The organism is Rhizobacter fulvus (genome assembly GCF_964020785.1).
The window spans coordinates 4,652,980-4,671,418 of sequence record NZ_OZ224516.1 but is presented as its reverse complement, the minus strand read 5'-3'; the positions used below and the strand labels follow the sequence as shown (position 1 = coordinate 4,671,418).

General features: G+C 68.8%; 14 protein-coding genes. 11 read left to right on the top strand and 3 right to left on the bottom strand.

Features of this window, described 5'->3' with window-relative positions; genetic code table 11:
* Positions 1-31 precede the first annotated feature (31 nt).
* The 6 genes from ACWH49_RS22240 (at position 32) to hemH (ending at position 10,133) form a co-directional block, all read left to right on the top strand.
* Positions 32-337: an H-NS histone family protein gene (locus ACWH49_RS22240; RefSeq protein WP_448173429.1), complete on the top strand. Its 306-nt coding sequence runs from the start codon at positions 32-34 to the stop codon at positions 335-337.
* 178 nt (positions 338-515) lie between these two features.
* On the top strand, positions 516-3,542 hold the full coding sequence (locus tag ACWH49_RS22235; protein ID WP_448173428.1) for an EAL domain-containing protein: 3,027 nt from the start codon (positions 516-518) through the stop codon (positions 3,540-3,542).
* 36 nt (positions 3,543-3,578) lie between these two features.
* A complete protein-coding gene (locus tag ACWH49_RS22230) occupies positions 3,579-5,468 on the top strand; it encodes a DNA primase (RefSeq protein ID WP_448173427.1) in 1,890 nt (629 codons plus the stop codon).
* Positions 5,469-5,784: 316 nt separating this feature from the next.
* The gene (gene rpoD / locus ACWH49_RS22225) at positions 5,785-7,983 is read left to right on the top strand and encodes an RNA polymerase sigma factor RpoD (RefSeq protein WP_448173426.1); all 2,199 of its coding nucleotides are present in this window, start codon (positions 5,785-5,787) and stop codon (positions 7,981-7,983) included.
* Positions 7,984-8,088: 105 nt separating this feature from the next.
* Positions 8,089-9,045, top strand: coding sequence for an adenylate/guanylate cyclase domain-containing protein (locus tag ACWH49_RS22220; RefSeq protein WP_448173425.1), 957 nt, complete (start codon positions 8,089-8,091; stop codon positions 9,043-9,045).
* Positions 9,042-10,133, top strand: coding sequence for a ferrochelatase (gene hemH, locus ACWH49_RS22215; protein ID WP_448173424.1), 1,092 nt, complete (start codon positions 9,042-9,044; stop codon positions 10,131-10,133). The genes ACWH49_RS22220 and hemH overlap by 4 nt, the downstream gene beginning before the upstream one ends.
* On the opposite strand, the gene ACWH49_RS22210 is transcribed toward hemH, so the two are convergent.
* Genes ACWH49_RS22210 through ACWH49_RS22200 form a run of 3 tightly spaced genes read right to left on the bottom strand, consistent with a single transcriptional unit; the run spans position 10,134 to position 13,115 of the window.
* Positions 10,134-11,642 (bottom strand): tripartite tricarboxylate transporter permease, encoded by a 1,509-nt coding sequence (locus ACWH49_RS22210; RefSeq protein ID WP_448173423.1) that lies wholly within the window; start codon positions 11,640-11,642, stop codon positions 10,134-10,136.
* A gap of 10 nt (positions 11,643-11,652) precedes the next feature.
* A complete protein-coding gene (locus tag ACWH49_RS22205; protein ID WP_448173422.1) occupies positions 11,653-12,153 on the bottom strand; it encodes a tripartite tricarboxylate transporter TctB family protein in 501 nt (166 codons plus the stop codon).
* A 2-nt stretch (positions 12,154-12,155) separates the two neighbouring features.
* Positions 12,156-13,115, bottom strand: coding sequence for a tripartite tricarboxylate transporter substrate binding protein (locus tag ACWH49_RS22200; protein ID WP_448173421.1), 960 nt, complete (start codon positions 13,113-13,115; stop codon positions 12,156-12,158).
* Between the two features lie 117 nt (positions 13,116-13,232).
* Here ACWH49_RS22200 and ACWH49_RS22195 point away from each other — a divergent pair, with 117 nt between their 5' ends.
* The 5 genes from ACWH49_RS22195 (at position 13,233) to dnaK (ending at position 18,439) form a co-directional block, all read left to right on the top strand.
* Entirely contained in the window at positions 13,233-13,913 is a 681-nt protein-coding gene (locus tag ACWH49_RS22195) for a response regulator transcription factor (RefSeq protein ID WP_448173420.1), read from the top strand.
* Complete coding sequence (locus ACWH49_RS22190) at positions 13,910-15,340, top strand: sensor histidine kinase (protein ID WP_448173419.1); 1,431 nt, start codon at positions 13,910-13,912, stop codon at positions 15,338-15,340. The genes ACWH49_RS22195 and ACWH49_RS22190 overlap by 4 nt, the downstream gene beginning before the upstream one ends.
* Positions 15,337-15,756 (top strand): RNA-binding S4 domain-containing protein, encoded by a 420-nt coding sequence (locus ACWH49_RS22185; protein ID WP_448173418.1) that lies wholly within the window; start codon positions 15,337-15,339, stop codon positions 15,754-15,756. The genes ACWH49_RS22190 and ACWH49_RS22185 overlap by 4 nt, the downstream gene beginning before the upstream one ends.
* Before the next feature lie 100 nt (positions 15,757-15,856).
* Positions 15,857-16,396, top strand: coding sequence for a nucleotide exchange factor GrpE (gene grpE / locus ACWH49_RS22180; RefSeq protein WP_448173417.1), 540 nt, complete (start codon positions 15,857-15,859; stop codon positions 16,394-16,396).
* 96 nt (positions 16,397-16,492) lie between these two features.
* Complete coding sequence (dnaK, locus tag ACWH49_RS22175; protein WP_448173416.1) at positions 16,493-18,439, top strand: molecular chaperone DnaK; 1,947 nt, start codon at positions 16,493-16,495, stop codon at positions 18,437-18,439.

Below are 18,439 nucleotides of genomic sequence, written 5' to 3'. Positions count from 1 at the left end.
CGGTAAATCACAATAACCCGGAGGGTTCGACATGGCCACGCTGCAGGAACTGATCGCACAGAAGGAAGCGCTCGAAGCCGAGATTGCGCGGACTCGCGAGAAAACCCGCAGCGATGCGATCGCGCAAGTCCGCGCGCTGATGGAAGAACACCGCCTGACCATCAGCGACCTGTCGACGCGGGCCGTCGTCAAGACCCGCGCCGGCAAGGGCGCGAAAGTCGCCGCCAAGTACCGCGATGGCGCCACCGGCGACACCTGGAGCGGCCGGGGCCTGCAGCCCAAGTGGCTGAAGGCGGCGGTCGCCGCCGGGCGCAAGCTGTCCGACTTCGCCGTCTAGCGCGACCCCTCGGTCATGACCACCCAAAGCCACCCCTCGGTGGCTTTTCTTTTGGTCCGCTGCCGATCGTTGGGCAACCCCGTGAACCGGGGGCCTTTCCCGGGGTGATTTACCCGCTGTCGACGGGGCAAGAACGCGACGTTGACTTACATTTACGCACAAAGTTCAGTCGACCCACGTGCCCGCCGTCCGCCCCCTCAAGTTGCCTTCGGCGCCCGCCACGTTGTGGGGTTCGCGTGCGTGGGCCGCGCGCTCCCTGTGGGTCCTGGTGGCGTGCTACCTGGGCGGACGCGCCGCGCTGTCGATGCCTTCCATCGACGGCCACCTCAGCCTCATCTGGCCGCCCGCGGGGATCGCATTGGCGGCACTGCTGCGGTTCGGTACGGGCCTGTGGCCGGCGGTGGGCCTGGGCACGTTCGCAGTGGCGTGGTCCGCGGGGCACCCACCCTGGCTCGCGGCACTGATTGCCGCGAGCAACACGGCCGGCCCGGTGGTCGGTGCCTGGTTGCTGCAGCGCCGTGGCCTGCACCCGGCACTCGATCGCCGTCGCGACCTGTGGCTGTTCGCGGCGATCGGCGTCGGCCTCGCGGCCGCCATCGGCGCGTTGGGCCATATCGCGGCGCTCGCGCTCGGCGGCGCCCTCGACGGCCCGGACATGCTGCGCGCCGGCGCGGCGGCCTGGGTGGGCAGCGCGATGGGAACGATGCTGGTCGGCATCCCGCTGCTGACGCTGTCATGGGCCGCCTGGCGGCAGGCGGTCGGCGATTGGCGCTGGCTGCAAAGCGCCCTGCTCATGGCCGCCGCCGTCGCAAGCGCGCTGCTGCTGACCTTCTTCACCGAGCCCGGCCAGGGCATGCAGTCGCCGCTGTTCTTCCTGCCGCACCTCGTGCTGTGCGCGCTGGTGGCGCGCAGCGGCCTGTTCGCGGCATCGACGGCGGCACTGGTGCTGACGGCAGGCACCGTGATCGCCGCCGCCTCCGGCGTGGGCGCGTTCTACCGGCACGATGGCACCGACGAAATGTGGCTGCTGGTGGGGTATGCCTGCAGCCTGCTGGCCATCCCGATGGTCGCCACGGCGCTGGCCGGGGAGATCGCCGCGAACGAGCGCCGTTGGCAGATGGCGCTCGATGTCTCGGAGATCGGCATCGGCGAATGGGACGTGGCCGGTGGCCGCATGGAGCTCTCGTCGCGCTGGCTGGCCTTGCTGGGCCACCGCATGCAGCCGTTCGGTCACAGCCTGGACGCGTTCTGGACGCTGGTGTACCCGGACGACGCACGCGCGGTTCGCGAGGCGGTGGAATCGCTGCAGCAACGCCGGGAACTCACCTGCCGCGTCGAATGCCGCATGCAGTGCCGCAACGGCCGCTGGAAGCCGTTCGAACTGCACGCGCTGGTCTGCGAGCATGGACCCGGCGGCGAACCGCTGCGCGTGATCACGACGGCGCGAGACATCAGCGACATGCAGTCCGCGCGCGAGTCGCAAGCCGTCTCGGACAGTGTGTTCCGGCATCTCCATGAAGGGCTGCTGATCACCGACGCGCAGCACCGCGTCGTCGATGCCAATCCCACCTACGTCGAGATCACCGGCTACAGCCGCGAAGAACTCCTCGGCACCGTGCCGGAACTGATCAACCAGGCGTCGGCGAATGCCGAGCACCGCGCGCGCCTGGCCGCGATCTTTGTGGCGCTCTTCGCCGAAGGCGCGTGGCGCGGCGAATTGCCGCACCACCGCCGCAACGGCGAGCCGTGCCTGCTGCAGTTGGCCATCAGCACGGTGCGGCCGGCGGCTGGCGAACCGGTGCGCAATCACGTCGTCACGGTGGTCGACATCACCCACACGCGCCGACAGCTCGAACAGCTGCAGCGCCAGGCCCACTTCGACGAGCTCACCCGGCTGCCGAACCGCGTGCGCCTCGCGCAGATGCTGCAGGGGGCGATGCAGACCAGCCGGCGCGAAGGCTCGCTGCTGACGGTGTGCTATCTCGACCTGGACCACTTCAAGCCGGTCAACGACCGCTTCGGCCACGACGCCGGCGATCGGCTGCTGGTCGAGCTGGCCAACCGCATGCGCCGCTCGCTGCGCTCGTGGGCCGGCGGCGACGACGTGGTCGCGCGCATCGGCGGCGACGAGTTCGTGCTGCTGCTGCGCACCGCCACGCTCGAAGAGAGTCGCCACGCCGTCGAGCGCGTCCTGAACCAGGTCTGCCAGCCCTACGGGCTGGGCGTGGGCGCCGGGCCGGTGCTGGTGACCGCCACGATCGGCGCCACGGTGTTCCCGCTCGACGGGGCCGACGCCGAGACGCTTTTGCGCCACGCCGACCACGCGATGTACGGCGCCAAGCAGGCCGGCCGCAACGGCTACCTGTTCTTCGACGCCGAGCATGACCGCCGCGCCGAGGCGCGCTTCGTCGCGCTCGGCCGGGTGCAGGAGGCGCTCGACGCCAACGAGTTCCGGCTGTTCTTCCAGCCCAAGGTCGACATGCGCAGCGCCAAGGTGCTCGGCGTCGAGGCGCTGCTGCGCTGGAAGCATCCGGAGCAAGGCGTGGTGTCGCCGGCGCAATTCCTGCCGCTGATCGAGAACACCGGGCTGTCGATCAGCGTCGGCAACTGGGTGCTGCAGCAGGGCATCGACCAGCTCGCGCGCTGGCTGCGCATGGGGCTGGACATCACGGTCAGCATCAACGTCTCGGCCCGGCACCTGCAGGAGCCGCTGTTCGCGCAGCATCTGGCGGGACTGCTGTCGCGACATCAGGCGCCGGTCGCGCACCGCCTGATCCTCGAGGTGCTCGAGACCGCCGCGGTGGCCGACGTCGACTACACCTGCGCGCTGATGGAGGAGTGCCGCGCGCTCGGGGTGCGGTTCGCGCTCGACGACTTCGGCACCGGCTACTCGACCTTCACCTACCTGAAGCGCCTGCCGATCGACATGCTCAAGATCGACCGCTCGTTCGTGCTGAACATGCTGGACGACCGGCAGGACCTGGCGATCGTGGAGGGCGTGATCGGCCTGTCGCACACCTTCGGCTGCTCGGTGGTCGCCGAAGGCGTGGAAACGCGCGCGCAGGCCGAGCGGCTGATCGCGATCGGCTGCCCGACCGGCCAGGGCAACGGCATCGCCGCAGCGATGCCGGCCGACCAGGTGGCCGACTGGGTGCGCGACTACGACGGGATGCCGGAAGCGGCCGAACTCTTCGCGCCGGCGTGAACCGGCCCGGCCATTGACGCGGCGGTAGACTGTCGCGTGATCCCGCCCGCCTTCATCCAGGACCTGCTCTCGCGCGTCGACATCGTCGAGATCGTGGGCCGCCACGTGCAGCTGAAGAAGGGCGGCGCGAACCTGATGGGGCTGTGCCCCTTCCATGGCGAGAAGTCGCCGAGCTTTTCGGTCAGCCCGAGCAAGCAGTTCTATCACTGCTTCGGCTGCGGCGCGAGCGGCGACGCGATCAAGTTCCTGACCGAGTACAGCGGCATGAGCTTCCTCGACGCGGTGCGCGACCTCGCCCAGCAGGCCGGCCTGCAGGTGCCCGAGGAAAACGTCTCGGCGGCCGAGCGCGATCAGGCGGCGGCCCAGAAGCAGCGGCGCAGCACCCTCAGCGACGTCCTCGCCAAGGCCGCCGACGCGTACCGCAAGCACCTTCGCCAGAGTCCGCGCGCGATCGATTACCTGAAGGGCCGCGGCCTGAGCGGCGAGATCGCCGCGCAGTTCGGCCTGGGCTACGCACCTGACGGCTGGCGCAGCCTGGCCAGCGTGTTCCCGAGCTATGACGATCCGCTGCTCGAAGAGAGCGGTCTCGTGATCGCGAAGCTGTCGGATGACGAGGCGGCTGGGCCGAGCGCCGGGCCGCCCCAAGGTCCCAATTCCCCCGGGGGATCGGACGACGTACCCACCGGCCGAGGGGCTCCATCCACGAAGCGATACGACCGCTTCCGCGACCGCATCATGTTCCCGATCCGCTCGGTCCAGGGCGACGTGATCGGCTTCGGCGGGCGCGTGCTCGATCGCGGCGAGCCCAAGTACCTGAACTCCCCGGAAACGCCGGTCTTCAGCAAGGGCCGCGAGCTTTATGGTCTGTTCGAGGGCCGCGTGGCGATCCGCCAGCGCGGCTACGCCCTGGTCGTCGAGGGCTACATGGACGTGGTCGCGCTGGCCCAGTCGGGCTTCGGCAACGCGGTGGCCACGCTCGGCACCGCGTGCACACCGGACCACCTGCACAAGCTGTTCCGCTTCACCGAGTCGGTGGTGTTCAGCTTCGATGGCGACAAGGCCGGGCGCCGCGCCGCCGGGCGCGCGCTCGAGGCCAGCCTGCCGCACGCGAGCGACACGCGCACGATCCGCTTTCTCTTCCTGCCGCCCGAGCACGACCCCGATTCGTACGTGCGCGAGTTCGGCGCCGAGGCGTTCGAGGCGTGCATCGCGCAATCGGTGCCGCTGTCACGCCAGCTGATCGAGGCGGCCGGCGAAGGCTGCGATCTGGCCACCGCCGAGGGCCGCGCCCACATGCTCGCGAACGCCAAGCCCTGGTGGAGCGCCCTGCCCGACGGCACGCTGAAGCGCCAGCTGCTCGCGGACATCGCCGCCGCCGCGCGCGACGACGTCGACCAGCTGGCGCGCCAGTGGGGCCACGCGCCGGTGCGCCCTGCCGCCCACGCGGCGCCGCCGTCGCGGCCGCCGGCGCGCCGTCCCGGCCGCGTCAGCAAGGGTGCGGCGAACCTGCTCGACCGGGCGATCTGGCTGCTGCTGCAACGCAGCGAGGTCTGGGCCCGGCTCGACGGTGGCGCCCATGACCTGCTGGCGGGCCAGCCGGCGCCCTACGACGCGCTGTTCGGCGCGATCGAGCGCTGCGTCCACGAGCACGGGCCGCTCGCGCCGGCAGCCATGCTGGACGAGTTGCGGGCCCAGGCGCCGCCGGACGACCCCGGCGCGGCCGCGGTGCTGGCGCGGATCGCCGCGTTCCACGATCCGGAGCCAGAGGCCGACATCGGCCACGAGCTCTCGCTCGTCGTCACCAAGCTGCGCCTGAACGCGGTCGACGAGGAGCTGAAGTCGCTGTTCGATTCGGGGGCGCAATCGCCCGATTCGCTGCGCCGCAGCCGCGAGCTGATGGATGAGCGCCGGCGCCTGAAAGCGTGATTGCCATTGGCAAATTGCGGGGCGTGGCGGTATAATCCTCGGTTGACGTTAGCGCGGCTAAGCGTGACAGCAGCACCTCCAGGCCCCGGCCACCCTTTGAACGAGGGTCCCCCAGCGGGTTTCAGGCCAAATTTTCCTGCAAGGACTGCACGCCAAATGATCACCCGAGCTTGCCCGCAGGGACCCGCCGATGCGACCGACGTCGCCGCGGCGTACCACGCCGTTGTCGGCCCGCCGGACTTGATTTGCGCGCGATCGTGCGCAAGTCGATGAATGGGCTGTCGCAACGTCGGCCTCACACCATCCAAGGATTTGCATGACCGCGAAGAAGACCGCCCCCGCCGCCCCTGCGCCCGAAACCAAGAAGGCCGCCGCCGCGAAGCCCGCGGTCGCGTCCACGAAGAGCGTCGCGAAGGCCACCAAGCCGGTCGCCAAGGCCGAGCCGGTCGCCAAGGGCAAGCCGGGACGCAAACCCAAGGTGGACGAGAAGGCCAAGAAGGGCGAGGACAGCGACGTCGACCTGTCCGACCTCGAGTCCGACCTGGAAGGCGAGCCCGAAGTCGAGGCCGCCACCGACGAGACCAAGGTCAAGGCCAAGCCGCTGCGCATGAAGGTGTCGCGCGCCAAGGAGCGCGCGCTGATGCGCGAATTCGGCCTCGAGGAGACCGCGCTCACCGAAGAGGAAGCCACCAAGCGCCGCCAGGAGCTGAAGACGCTCATCAAGATGGGCAAGACGCGCGGCTTCCTGACCCACCAGGAAATCAACGACCACCTGCCCGAGAAGCTGGTCGACAACGAGATCCTCGAGGCGATCGTGTCGATGCTCAACGACATGGGCATCGCGGTCTACGAGCAGGCGCCCGATGCCGCCACGCTGCTGATCGCCGGCGGCGGCACGACCACCGCCACCGAGGAAGAAGCCGAAGAAGCCGCCGAGGCGGCGCTGTCGACCGTCGACAGCGAGTTCGGCCGCACCACCGACCCGGTGCGCATGTACATGCGCGAGATGGGCACGGTCGAGCTGCTGACGCGTGAGGGCGAGATCGAGATCGCCAAGCGCATCGAGGGCGGATTGCAGGCGATGATGTACGCGATCAGCGCCTCGCCGACCACGATCGCCGAGATCCTTAGCTACGCCGACCGCATCCGCGCCGGCGACATGAAGATCTCCGAGGCCGTCGACGGCTTCGTCTCCGAAGACGAGGCCGACGACTACGTGGCCGAGGAAGACGTCGACTTCTTCGACGAGGAAGACGACGACGACGGCCAGGGCGGCAGCAAGGCGCTGACCAAGAAGCTCGAGGAGCTGAAGACCGCGGCACTGGTCAAGTTCGAGACGCTCGGCGTCAACTTCGACAAGATGCGCAAGGCGTTCGAGAAGGACGGCTACCAGTCGCCGGCCTACAACAAGGCCCAGCAGGCGATCAGCAGCGAGCTGATGACGATCCGCTTCACGGTCAAGACGATCGAGAAGCTGTGCGGCATCCTGCGTTCGCAGGTCGACGACGTGCGCCGCTACGAGCGCGAGCTGCGCAAGATCCTGGTCGACAAATGCGGCATGCCGCAGGAATACTTCATCAAGCACTTCCCGCCGAACATCCTGAACCTGAAGTGGGCCGAGAAGGAAGTCGCCGCCGGCAAGCCTTACAGCGCGATCCTCGCGCGCAACCTGCCGCCGGTGCAGGAGCTGCAGAAGAAGCTGACCGACCAGCAGGCGCGCGCCGTGGTGCCGCTCGACGACCTCAAGCGCATCAACAAGCGCATGAACGAGGGCGAGAAGGCCAGCCGCGACGCGAAGAAGGAGATGATCGAGGCCAACCTGCGCCTGGTGATCTCGATCGCCAAGAAGTACACCAACCGCGGCCTGCAGTTCCTCGACCTGATTCAAGAGGGCAACATCGGCCTGATGAAGGCGGTCGACAAGTTCGAATACCGCCGCGGCTACAAGTTCTCGACCTACGCGACGTGGTGGATCCGCCAGGCGATCACCCGCTCGATCGCCGACCAGGCGCGCACGATCCGCATCCCGGTCCACATGATCGAGACGATCAACAAGATGAACCGCCTGTCGCGCCAGCACCTGCAGGAATTCGGCTTCGAGCCGGACGCCCCGACGCTGGCCGAGAAGATGGAGATCCCGGAAGACAAGATCCGCAAGATCATGAAGATCGCGAAGGAGCCGATCTCGATGGAGACCCCCATCGGCGACGACGACGATTCGCACCTGGGCGACTTCATCGAGGACACCAACAACACCGCGCCGATCGAGGCCGCGATGCAGGCCGGCCTGCGTGATGTGGTCAAGGACATTCTCGATTCGCTGACGCCGCGCGAGGCCAAGGTGCTGCGCATGCGCTTCGGCATCGAGATGTCGACCGACCACACGCTGGAGGAAGTCGGCAAGCAGTTCGACGTGACGCGCGAGCGCATCCGCCAGATCGAGGCCAAGGCGATCCGCAAGCTCAAGCACCCGAGCCGTTCGGACAAGCTGCGCACCTATCTCGACACGCTGTAAGTCGGGCGTTCGACCGCAAGGCCCCGTGGCAGCACGGGGCCTCTTTCGTTGGCGCCGCGGCCGCCGCCCTTAAACTCCGCGGATGGCCCGCCCCGCGCATTCCGCATGACCCAGATCGTCGAACGGTCCGTCCTGTTTGCCGACCTGCGCGGCAGCACCTCGATGTACGAGACGCTCGGCAATGCCGACGCCACCGCGGTCGTCACGCAGAGCGTGGCGCTGCTCGCGCAGATCGTCGGCCACCATGGCGGGCGGGTCGTCAAGACCCTCGGCGACGGCTTGATGGCGATGTTCGACGGGCCGGCGCAGGCGGTGGGGGCGGCCGTCGAGCTGCACGAATCGCTGGAGCGCATCGGCTCGCCCGCAGGCTCGGGTCGATCGGTGCCGCTGAAGCTGCAGGTCGGCCTGGCGCATGGCGAGGTGATCGAGATGTCCGGCGACGTCTTCGGCGACGCCGTCAACGTGGCGGCCCGCCTGCTCGATCACGCCGGCGACAACGAGACGCTGGTGACGGCGGTCGTGCTCGGCGCGCTGCCCGAGCTGGAGCAGGCGCGCTTCCGCAGCCTGGACCGCATGCAGCTGCGCGGCAGGGTCGAGCCGGTGCACGTGTACCTGCTCGAGGGCTCGCGCCGCTTCGGCGACACCGCGACCACGGCCTACGGCGAGATGCTGGTGTTCTCGCCGGAGCCGGAGGGCATCCGCCTCGTCTGGCTCGATCAGAACCGGATCTACGCCGGCCCCAGCCTGCCGGTGATCCTGGGCCGCAGCCCGCAGGCGACCTACATCATCGACGACACCCGGGTGTCCCGCTCGCACGCCCGGATCGTCTGGCACGGCGGCACCTTCCAGCTCACCGACCTCTCCTACAACGGAACCTACGTGCGCTTCGACCACGACCCGGAAATCATCGGCCTGCGCCGCGGCAGTTGCACGCTCCACGGCAGTGGCACGATCGGTCTGGGCGCGCCGCCGTCCGATCCGGCCAGCCCGTGCGTGCGCTTCGAGATCCTGAAGTTCGCCGACACGCACCGCGGCCCGCCGTCCGAGTTCGGCGCCCGATGAGCTTCGCGCCCGAACCGGCCTACCGCCACGGCGACCCTTCGCGCACGGCCGTCCTGCTCTGCAACCTGGGCACGCCCGACGCGCCGACCCCGGCGGCGGTGCGCCGCTACCTCGCCGAATTCCTGAGCGACCGGCGCGTCGTCGAGATCCCGCGCCTGCTCTGGCTGATGATCCTGCACGGCGTGATCCTGCGCACGCGCCCCGCCAAGTCGGCCCGCAAGTACGCCAGCATCTGGACGCCGGAAGGCTCCCCGCTGAAGGTCTGGACCGAGAAGCAGGCCAAGCTGCTGCGCGGCTACCTCGGGCAGCGCGGCCACACCGTCACGGTGCATTACGCGATGCGTTACGGCAGTCCATCGATCGCCTCGGTGATGGACGAGCTGAAGGCCCAGGGGGCGACGCGCGTGCTCGTGCTGCCGCTCTACCCCCAGTATTCGGCCACGACGACCGCCAGCGTCGGCGACGCCGTCTACGCCTGGGCGCAGCAGGCGCGCCACGTGCCGGAACTGCGCTTCGTCAACCGCTACCACGACGACGCCGGCTACATCGCCGCGCTCGCCAAGCGGGTCGAGGACCACTGGATGTCGCACGGCCGACCCGACAAGCTGCTGCTCAGCTTCCACGGCGTGCCGCGGCGCACGCTCGCGCTCGGCGACCCGTACCACTGCGAGTGCCTGAAGACCGCACGGCTACTCGGCGAACGGCTCGCACTGGGCAAGGACGACATGGTCGTGACCTTCCAGAGCCGCCTCGGCCGCGCCGAGTGGCTGCAGCCTTACACCGAGCCCACGCTGATCGCGCTCGCCCAGCAGGGGGTCAAGCGGGTCGACGTGCTGTGCCCCGGCTTCACCTCCGACTGCCTCGAGACGCTCGAGGAGATCGACCAGGAAGGCCGCGCGGCCTTCTTGAAGGCAGGCGGCGCGGAATTCAACTACCTGCCCTGCCTGAACGACCAGCACGAGTGGATCGCGGCGCTGGCGGGGGTTGCGATCCGCCACCTGCAGGGCTGGCCGACGACCGTGGCCGACGACCCGGAAGCGCGCGAGAAGCAGCGCCGGCGGGCGCTGGCCGCAGGCGCGGCGGCCTGATCAGCCCTCGCCCGCCACCACCGGCCGGCGCTTGCGCAGCAGCTTCATCGCACGCGGCAGCACCAGCACCGCCAGCACGACAATCAGCAGGCTCAGCGAACCGGGCCGCTCGACGAACACGCTCCACTTGCCCTCGCCGATCGACATCGCGTTGCGCATTTGCGCTTCGGCGAGCGGCCCGAGGATCATGCCGATCACGACCGGCGCGGCCGGGAAGTCGAAGCGCCGCATCACCAGCCCGAGCAGGCCGATCGCGTACAGCAGCACCAGGTCGAACGCCGACTGGCGCATGCCGTAGACGCCGACCGTCGCGAAGATCAGGATGCCGGCGTACAGCTGCGCCTTCGGCACCTTCAGCAGCTTGACCCACATGCCCACCAGCGGCAGGTTCAGCACCAGCAGCATCACGTTGCCGATGTAGAGCGACGCGATCAGCGCCCACACCAGCGCGGAGTTCTTGTCGAGCAGCTGCGGCCCCGGCTGGATGCCGTAGTTCTGGAAGGCGCCGAGCAGGATCGCGGCGGTGTTCGAGGTCGGGATGCCGAGCGTCAGCAGCGGGATCAGCGTCGCGGTGATCGCGGCGTTGTTGGCCGCCTCGGGGCCGGCCACGCCTTCGATCGCGCCGACCGTGCCGAACTCCTCCGGGTGCTTGGACAGCTTGCGTTCGGTCGCGTAGCTGAGGAAGGTGGGGATCTCGCTGCCGCCGGCCGGGATCGTCCCGAACGGGATGCCGATCGCGGTCGCGCGCAGCCACGCCGGCCACGAGCGCTTCCATTCCTCGCCGGTCATGTGGACCTTGCTCAGCTTGTTCTGCGTGTCGACGACCTTGCCCTCGTACAGCATCACGTACAGCGCCTCGGCGACCGCGAACAGGCCGACCGCGATCAGCACGACCTCGATGCCGTCCATCATCTCCGGCACGTTCAGCGTGTAGCGGGCCTGGCCGCTGATCTGGTCGAGGCCGATCAGCCCGATCGCCAGGCCGATGAACAGCGAGGTCATGCCGCGCAGCGTGCTCTTGCCGAGCACCGCGCTGACCGTCACGAACGCCAGCATCATCAGCATGAAGTATTCGGGCGGACCGAGCAGCACCGCGTACTTGGCCACCACCGGCGCGGCGACCGTGACGACGATCGTGCCGATCGTGCCGGCGACGAACGAGCCGATCGCCGCGGTCGCGAGCGCGGCCCCGGCGCGACCGTTCTTGGCCATCTTGTTGCCTTCCATGGCGGTGACCATGGAGCCGGCCTCGCCGGGCGTGTTGAGCAGGATCGAGGTCGTCGAGCCGCCGTACATCGCGCCGTAGTAGATGCCGGCGAAGAAGATCATCGAGCCGGTGGGTTCGACCTGCAACGTGATGGGCAGCAGCATCGCCACCGCGGTGGCCGGGCCGATGCCGGGCAGCACGCCGATCGCGGTGCCGATCGTGCAACCGGCCAGCGCCCACAGCAGGTTGATCGGCGTGCCGGCGGTGATGAAGCCTTGGAGGAGTTGGTGCCAGATGTCCATCAGGGTTCCATCAGATCCAGCCGCTGCCGGTCAGGCCGGGCAGGTTGATCGCCAGCAGCTTGGTGAACATCCAGTACACCGGCGCCGCGATGCAGGCGCCGATCAGCGCGTCCTTGACGAACGCCATCGGTGACCAGTCCGGCGCGCCTTGCGACGCCTTGTAGCCACGCACCGCGAGCACGAAGCACAGCGTGCAACTCAGGATGAAGCCGATGCGCGTGATCAGCAGCGCGTTGAGCAGCATGCCGGCGGTGACCCAGCCGAAGCCGGGCCAATAGCCGCGCTCGTCGCCCGAGGGCTCCTCCATCTCGCGAAAGCCGCCGCTGACGGATTCCCAGATCAGCAGGCCGCCGCACAGCGCGAGCGCGACCGCGACGACCCAGGGCACGAAGTTCGGCCCGACGCCGCCGTAGCCGGCCTCGGAGCTGATCTGCGTGGCACCCACGGCCATCACCGCCGCGAGCACCAGCGTCCCGACGCCGATCAGCGTCTGCGGCAACCGGGCGGTCATGCTTACACCATGCCCGACTTGTGCATGATCGCGCGCAACGACGCGAACTCGTCGTCGACGAACTTGTCGAACGCCGGGCCGGTCAACAGCGCCGGGGTCCAGCCGTTGCGCTCTATCGCCTCGGCCCAGGACTTGTGCTTGGTCGCGGTCAGGATCATGTCGGTCAACGCCTTGCGCTGCTCCGGCGTGATGCCAGCGGCGCCGTACACGCCGCGCCAGTTGCCGATCACGACGTTGTAGCCCTGCTCCTTCATCGTCGGCACGTCGACGCCCTTCAGGCGCGTCTCGGAGGTCATCGCGATCGCGCGCATCTTGCCGGTGGTGATGTACTCGGAGAACTCCGACAGGCCGCTGCCGCCGACCGTGACGTTGCCGCCCAGGATCGCCGCGGTCGCCTCACCGCCTCCACGGAACGCCACGTAGTTGATCTTGGCCGGGTCGACACCGACCTCGCGCGCCAGCATCGCCGCGGCGATGTGCTCGGTCGATCCGCGCGAACCACCGCCCCACTTGACGCTGCCCGGGTCCTTCTTGAGCTGCTCGACCACGTCCTTCATCGACTTGAGCGGCGAGTTCGCCGGCAGCACGAAGACGTTGTACTCGCTGATCAGGCGCGCGATCGGCGTGGCCTGCGAGAGCTGCACCGGCGGCTTGCCGGTGATGATGCCGCCGAGCATGACGGCGCCCATCACCATCAGCGTGTTGCCGTCGCCCTTGGCGCTGTTGACGAACTGCGCCAGGCCGATGGTGCCGGCCGCGCCGCCCTTGTTGTCGAAGCTGACGGTGCTGGCGGCACCGGAGTCCATCAGCGCCTTGCCGAGCGCGCGGCCGGTGGTGTCCCAGCCGCCGCCCGGGTTGGCGGGGATCAGCATCTTGAGGTTCGCTGCTGCCCACGCGGGCAGGGGCAGCGCACTCGCTGCGGCGAGCGCGGCGAGGGATTTGAGGAAAGTATCGCGACGCATCATGAGTCTCCAGTAGGCGTGAATGGCACCGATGGTCGATGCTCGCGAGCCAGCCTGTCAATCGGCTGTCGACCGGCCTAGGGGAAACACGAAGCCCGCGCCTGCTACCGTTGCCGCATGAAGCTGCTGCTGATCGAAGACAACCTGGCGATGCAGACCACGCTGCAGCGGACCTTTCAGCGCCGCGGCATTCAGGTGGTCTGTTGTGCCGACGGTGCACGCGCGCTCGACCGCTGGCAGGCCAGCGTGCCCGACGTGGTGCTGCTGGACCTGAGCCTGCCGGGGCTCGATGGGTTGCAGGTGCTCGAGCAGGCGCGCGTCGCCGGTCTGAAGACGCCGGTGCTGATCCTCACCGCACGCGGCACGGTCGGCGACCGCATCCTCGGCCTGAATACCGGCGCCGACGACTACCTGCCCAAGCCGTTCGACCTCGACGAGCTGGAAGCGCGGGTGCGCGCCCTCGCCCGCCGCCACGCGAGCGCCGCCGACGCCGAAGCCGACGCGAGCCCCGAATACAGCGGCCTGCGCTGCGATGCCGACAGCGGCGCGATCTACTACCGCGGCGAGCCGCTCGAACTCGCACCGCGCGAAGCCGCGCTGCTGCGCGCGGTGCTGGCGAAGGCCGGCCAGGCGGTGAGCAAGGAGCGCCTGTCCGAACTGGTGTTCCCGGGCGAATCGCAGGTGCAGTCCGACGCGATCGAGGTCGTCGCCTACCGCCTGCGCAAGAAGCTCGCCCACACCGGCGCGCAGCTCGTGACCCTGCGCGGCCTGGGCTATCTGCTGAAAGCGGCGGCGTGACCGGAGCGGGTCGCCTGTCGCTGCGCGGCCGGCTGCTGGTCGGCATCCTGGTGCCGGTGCTCGGCGTGGTGGCGATCAACACCGTCAGCCTGTACCGGCAGGCGCTGCGCTCGGCCGACACCGCCTACGACCGCACGCTGCTCGCGTCGGCCAAGACGATCGGCGAAGACCTGGAGGTGATCGGCGCGGGCGCCGACGCCCACCTCGGTGCGACCGTGCCCTACTCGGCGCTCGAGCCGTTCGAGGCCGACAACCGCAGCCGCATGTTCTACAAGGTCAGCGGCTTCCGCGGCGAGATGGTGTCCGGCTTCGCGGATCTGCCGGGTTGGAAGGGCCAGGTGCCGGCCAAGGGACCCTACGCCGCACTGGTCGACTTCTACGACGACGTCTACCAGCAGCAGCCGGTGCGCGTCGCGGTGCTGCTGCAGCCGGTGGCCGGCGCCGAGGGTCGCGGCATGGCGACGATCCAGGTCGCCGAGACGCTGGAGCTGCGCCAGACGCTCGCGCGCCAGATCCTGATCGACACCCTGTGGCGCCAGGCCGCGCTGATCGCGCTGATCGCGGGCGTCGTCGTGCTCGTCGTGCACCGCGCGACCCGGCCGGTACGGGTGCTCAGCGAGCGCATCAACGCCCGTCACGCGAACGACCTGACGCCGATCGCGCTCGGCAATGCGCCGCGCGAGTTGCTCCCGCTGGTCGACGCGACCAACCAGGTGATGGCGCGGCTGGGCCACCTGCTCGATCACCAGAAGCGCTTCGTGCGCGACACGTCGCACCAGCTGCGCACGCCGCTGGCGGTGCTGAAGACGCAGGTGCAGTCGGCGCTGCGCGGCGATGTCGAGCCGGCGCAGGCGCTGACCGAGATCGACCATACCGTGAACCGCGCGACCGAGCTCGCCAACCAGATGCTCGCGCTCGCCAAGGTCGAGCAGCTGCGCCAGCAGGGTGACGCGCCCGTGACCGACTGGGCCGAGATGGTGCGCGCGGTCGCGCTCGACCTGGCGCCGCTGATCGCCGAGCGGCACATCGACTTCTCGCTCGAGACGGTGCCGGCGCCGGTGCGGGCGCACGAGTGGGCGCTGCGCGAGCTGGCCCGCAACCTGCTGCACAACGCCGTCAAGAACACGCCCGCCGGCTCGCGCCTGGCGGTCTCGATCGTGCGCGACGCGCACCACGCGGCGCTGACGATCGCCGACAGCGGCCCCGGCATTTCCCGCGCGCAGCGCGAGCGCCTGTTCCAGCCGTTCGCGGCCGGGGCGCCGGGCCACGACCTGCGGCACGGGTCCGGCCTGGGGCTGGCAATCTGCCAGGAGATCGTCCTGGCGCTCGGCGGCGCCCTCGCCCTTGACAACCGCACGATGCGCGCCCAAGTTCAAGGGCTGGACGCCACCGTGCGGCTCCCGCTCGCCGACAATCCGCCTCGATGAAAGAATCTCCCCGAACCGACAAGGTCCGACTCGACAAATGGCTCTGGGCCGCCCGCTTCTTCAGGACCCGCAGCCTGAGCGCCGACGAGATCGGCCGCGGCCGGGTGCAGGTCAACGGCCAGGCGGCCAAGGCCTCGCGCGAGGTGCGGGTCGGTGACCTGATCGCGTTGAAGCAGGGCGCCGTCGCCCGCGTGGTGTGGGTGCGGGCCGCCACCGAACAGCGTGGCTCCGCGACGCTCGCCGCCGAGATGTTCGAGGAAACGCCGGAAAGTCTCGAGCAGCGCACCCGCCAGGCGCTGGAGCGCCGCGTGAATACCGAACCGTCGCTCGCCATCGAGCAGGGCCGCCCGACCAAGCGCGACCGGCGCCAGTTGGCCGACTGGAACCGCTGGAGCGCGTCGGTCGAGCCGGAATGAAGGCACCGGCCGAGCGATCGGCCTCAAATAATCCTGCAATCCCCTCTTGAACCTGAGGGCAATCGCCCCACGTGGGCGACTACGGAAACCCTTGCACGCCATGACGAACATCGACCCGACCTTTTCTTCCCCGCCCGCCCCCGAGTCCGCCGACCCGAGCACGGCCCAGGACAGCGCGGCCGCCAACGCCGACACCCGGCTGCAGGAGCTCGAGGCCAAGCACGCCGAAGTGGCCGATGCCTACCTGCGTGCCAAGGCCGAGGCCGAAAATACCCGCCGGCGCGCGGAGGACGAGATCGCCAAGGCGCGCAAGTACGCCGTCGAGGGCTTCGCCGACAGCCTCCTGCCCGTGAAGGACAGCCTGGAGGCCGCGATCGCGCTGCCCGACGCCACGCCCGAGCAGATGCTCGAAGGCGTTCATGCCACGCTGCGCCAGCTGGTCTCGGCGCTCGAGCGCAACAAGGTCGTCGAGATCAATCCGGCGGCCGGTACCAAGTTCGACCCGCACCAGCACCAGGCCATCAGCGTCGTGCCCGCCGCACAGGAGCCCAACACGGTGGTGACGGTGCTGCAGAAAGGCTACCTGATCGCCGACCGCGTGCTGCGCCCGGCGCTCGTCACCGTCGCGGCCTCTGCCTGACGAAAGCCGCGAGAAGTCCACAGGTTCAGGCTTGAAAGCCCACACCTTATCCACACGTTAAGAACAACTCAATCCAGTCTCCAGGAGCACACCATCATGGCCAAAATCATCGGCATCGACCTCGGCACCACCAACTCGTGCGTGTCGATCATGGAAGGCAACACCACCAAGGTGATCGAGAACAGCGAGGGTGCGCGCACCACGCCGTCGATCGTCGCGTACCAGGAAGACGGCGAGATCCTCGTCGGCGCCTCGGCGAAGCGCCAGGCCGTCACCAACCCCAAGAACACGTTGTACGCGGTGAAGCGCCTGATCGGCCGCAAGTTCACCGAGAAGGAAGTGCAGAAGGACATCGACCTGATGCCCTACAAGATCGTCGCGGCCGACAACGGCGACGCGTGGGTCGAAGTGCGCGGCAACAAGCTCGCGCCGCAGCAGGTCAGCGCCGAGACGCTGCGCAAGATGAAGAAGACCGCCGAGGACTACCTGGGCGAGACTGTCACCGAGGCCGTGATCACCGTGCCCGCGTACTTCAATGACGCGCAGCGCCAGGCCACCAAGGATGCCGGTCGCATTGCCGGCCTGGATGTGAAGCGCATCATCAACGAGCCAACCGCGGCCGCGCTCGCGTTCGGCCTCGACAAGAACGAGAAGGGCGACCGCAAGATCGCCGTGTACGACCTGGGCGGCGGCACGTTCGACATCTCGATCATCGAGATCGCCGATGTCGACGGCGAGAAGCAGTTCGAGGTGCTGTCGACCAACGGCGACACCTTCCTCGGCGGCGAAGACTTCGACCAGCGCATCATCGATTACATCGTCACCGAGTTCAAGAAGGAGCAAGGCGTCGACCTCACGAAGGACGTGCTCGCGCTGCAGCGCCTGAAGGAAGCGGCCGAAAAGGCCAAGATCGAGCTGTCGTCGAGCACGCAGACCGACATCAACCTGCCGTACGTGACGGCCGATGCCTCGGGCCCGAAGCACCTGAACATCAAGCTGACGCGCGCCAAGCTCGAGGCCCTGGTCGAGGACCTGATCGAGCGCACGATTGCCCCGTGCCGCACCGCGATCAAGGATGCCGGCGTGGCGGTCGGCGCGATCAACGACGTGATCCTGGTCGGCGGCATGACCCGCATGCCAAAAGTGCAGGAGAAGGTCAAGGAGCTGTTCGGCAAGGAGCCGCGCAAGGACGTGAACCCTGACGAAGCGGTCGCCGTCGGCGCCGCGATCCAGGGCCAGGTGCTCGCCGGCGACCGCAAAGACGTGCTGCTGCTCGACGTGACGCCGTTGTCGCTGGGCATCGAGACGCTCGGCGGCGTGATGACCAAGATGATCAAGAAGAACACCACGATCCCGACCAAGTTCGCGCAGGTGTTCAGCACCGCCGACGACAACCAGCCGGCCGTGACGATCAAGGTCTACCAGGGCGAGCGCGAGATGGCCTCTGGCAACAAGAGCCTGGGCGAGTTCAACCTCGAAGGCATCCCGCCGTCGCCGCGCGGCATGCCGCAGATCGAAGTGAGTTTCGACATCGACGCGAACGGCATCCTGCACGTCGGCGCGAAGGACAAGGGCACCGGCAAGGAAAACAAGATCACGATCAAGGCCAACTCGGGCCTGAGCGAGGCCGAGATCGAGCAGATGGTCAAGGACGCCGAGATGAACGCGGCCGACGACAAGAAGAAGCTCGAGCTGATCCAGGCCCGCAACTCGGCCGACGCGATGATCCACAGCGTCAAGAAGAGCCTGGCCGAGCACGGCGACAAGCTCGAGGCCGGCGAGAAGGAGAAGGTCGAGGCTGCCCTGAAGGACGCCGAGGAATCGCTGAAGAGCGAGGACAAGGCCGAGATCGAGGCCAAGACCGAGGCGCTGATGACCTCGAGCCAGAAGCTGGGCGAGAAGATCTACGCCGAGTCGCAGGCCGCAGCCGCTGCGGCGGGTGCCGGGGACCAGGCACAGCCGCAGGCCGAGGCCGCCTCCGCGAAGCCGGCGGCCGACGACAACGTCGTCGACGCCGAGTTCAAGGAAGTCAAGAAGGGCTGA

What these genes read in the sequence shown, in the direction of transcription:
- ACWH49_RS22205 (WP_448173422.1), bottom strand. Translation starts at nt 12,153, where the DNA reads ATGACCGCCCGGTTGCCGCAGACGCTGATCGGCGTCGGGACGCTGGTG.
- ACWH49_RS22200 (WP_448173421.1), bottom strand. Translation starts at nt 13,115, where the DNA reads ATGCGTCGCGATACTTTCCTCAAATCCCTCGCCGCGCTCGCCGCAGCG.
- dnaK (WP_448173416.1), top strand. Translation starts at nt 16,493, where the DNA reads ATGGCCAAAATCATCGGCATCGACCTCGGCACCACCAACTCGTGCGTG.
- rpoD (WP_448173426.1), top strand. Translation starts at nt 5,785, where the DNA reads ATGACCGCGAAGAAGACCGCCCCCGCCGCCCCTGCGCCCGAAACCAAG.
- ACWH49_RS22195 (WP_448173420.1), top strand. Translation starts at nt 13,233, where the DNA reads ATGAAGCTGCTGCTGATCGAAGACAACCTGGCGATGCAGACCACGCTG.
- grpE (WP_448173417.1), top strand. Translation starts at nt 15,857, where the DNA reads ATGACGAACATCGACCCGACCTTTTCTTCCCCGCCCGCCCCCGAGTCC.
- ACWH49_RS22220 (WP_448173425.1), top strand. Translation starts at nt 8,089, where the DNA reads ATGACCCAGATCGTCGAACGGTCCGTCCTGTTTGCCGACCTGCGCGGC.
- ACWH49_RS22185 (WP_448173418.1), top strand. Translation starts at nt 15,337, where the DNA reads ATGAAAGAATCTCCCCGAACCGACAAGGTCCGACTCGACAAATGGCTC.
- ACWH49_RS22240 (WP_448173429.1), top strand. Translation starts at nt 32, where the DNA reads ATGGCCACGCTGCAGGAACTGATCGCACAGAAGGAAGCGCTCGAAGCC.
- hemH (WP_448173424.1), top strand. Translation starts at nt 9,042, where the DNA reads ATGAGCTTCGCGCCCGAACCGGCCTACCGCCACGGCGACCCTTCGCGC.
- ACWH49_RS22210 (WP_448173423.1), bottom strand. Translation starts at nt 11,642, where the DNA reads ATGGACATCTGGCACCAACTCCTCCAAGGCTTCATCACCGCCGGCACG.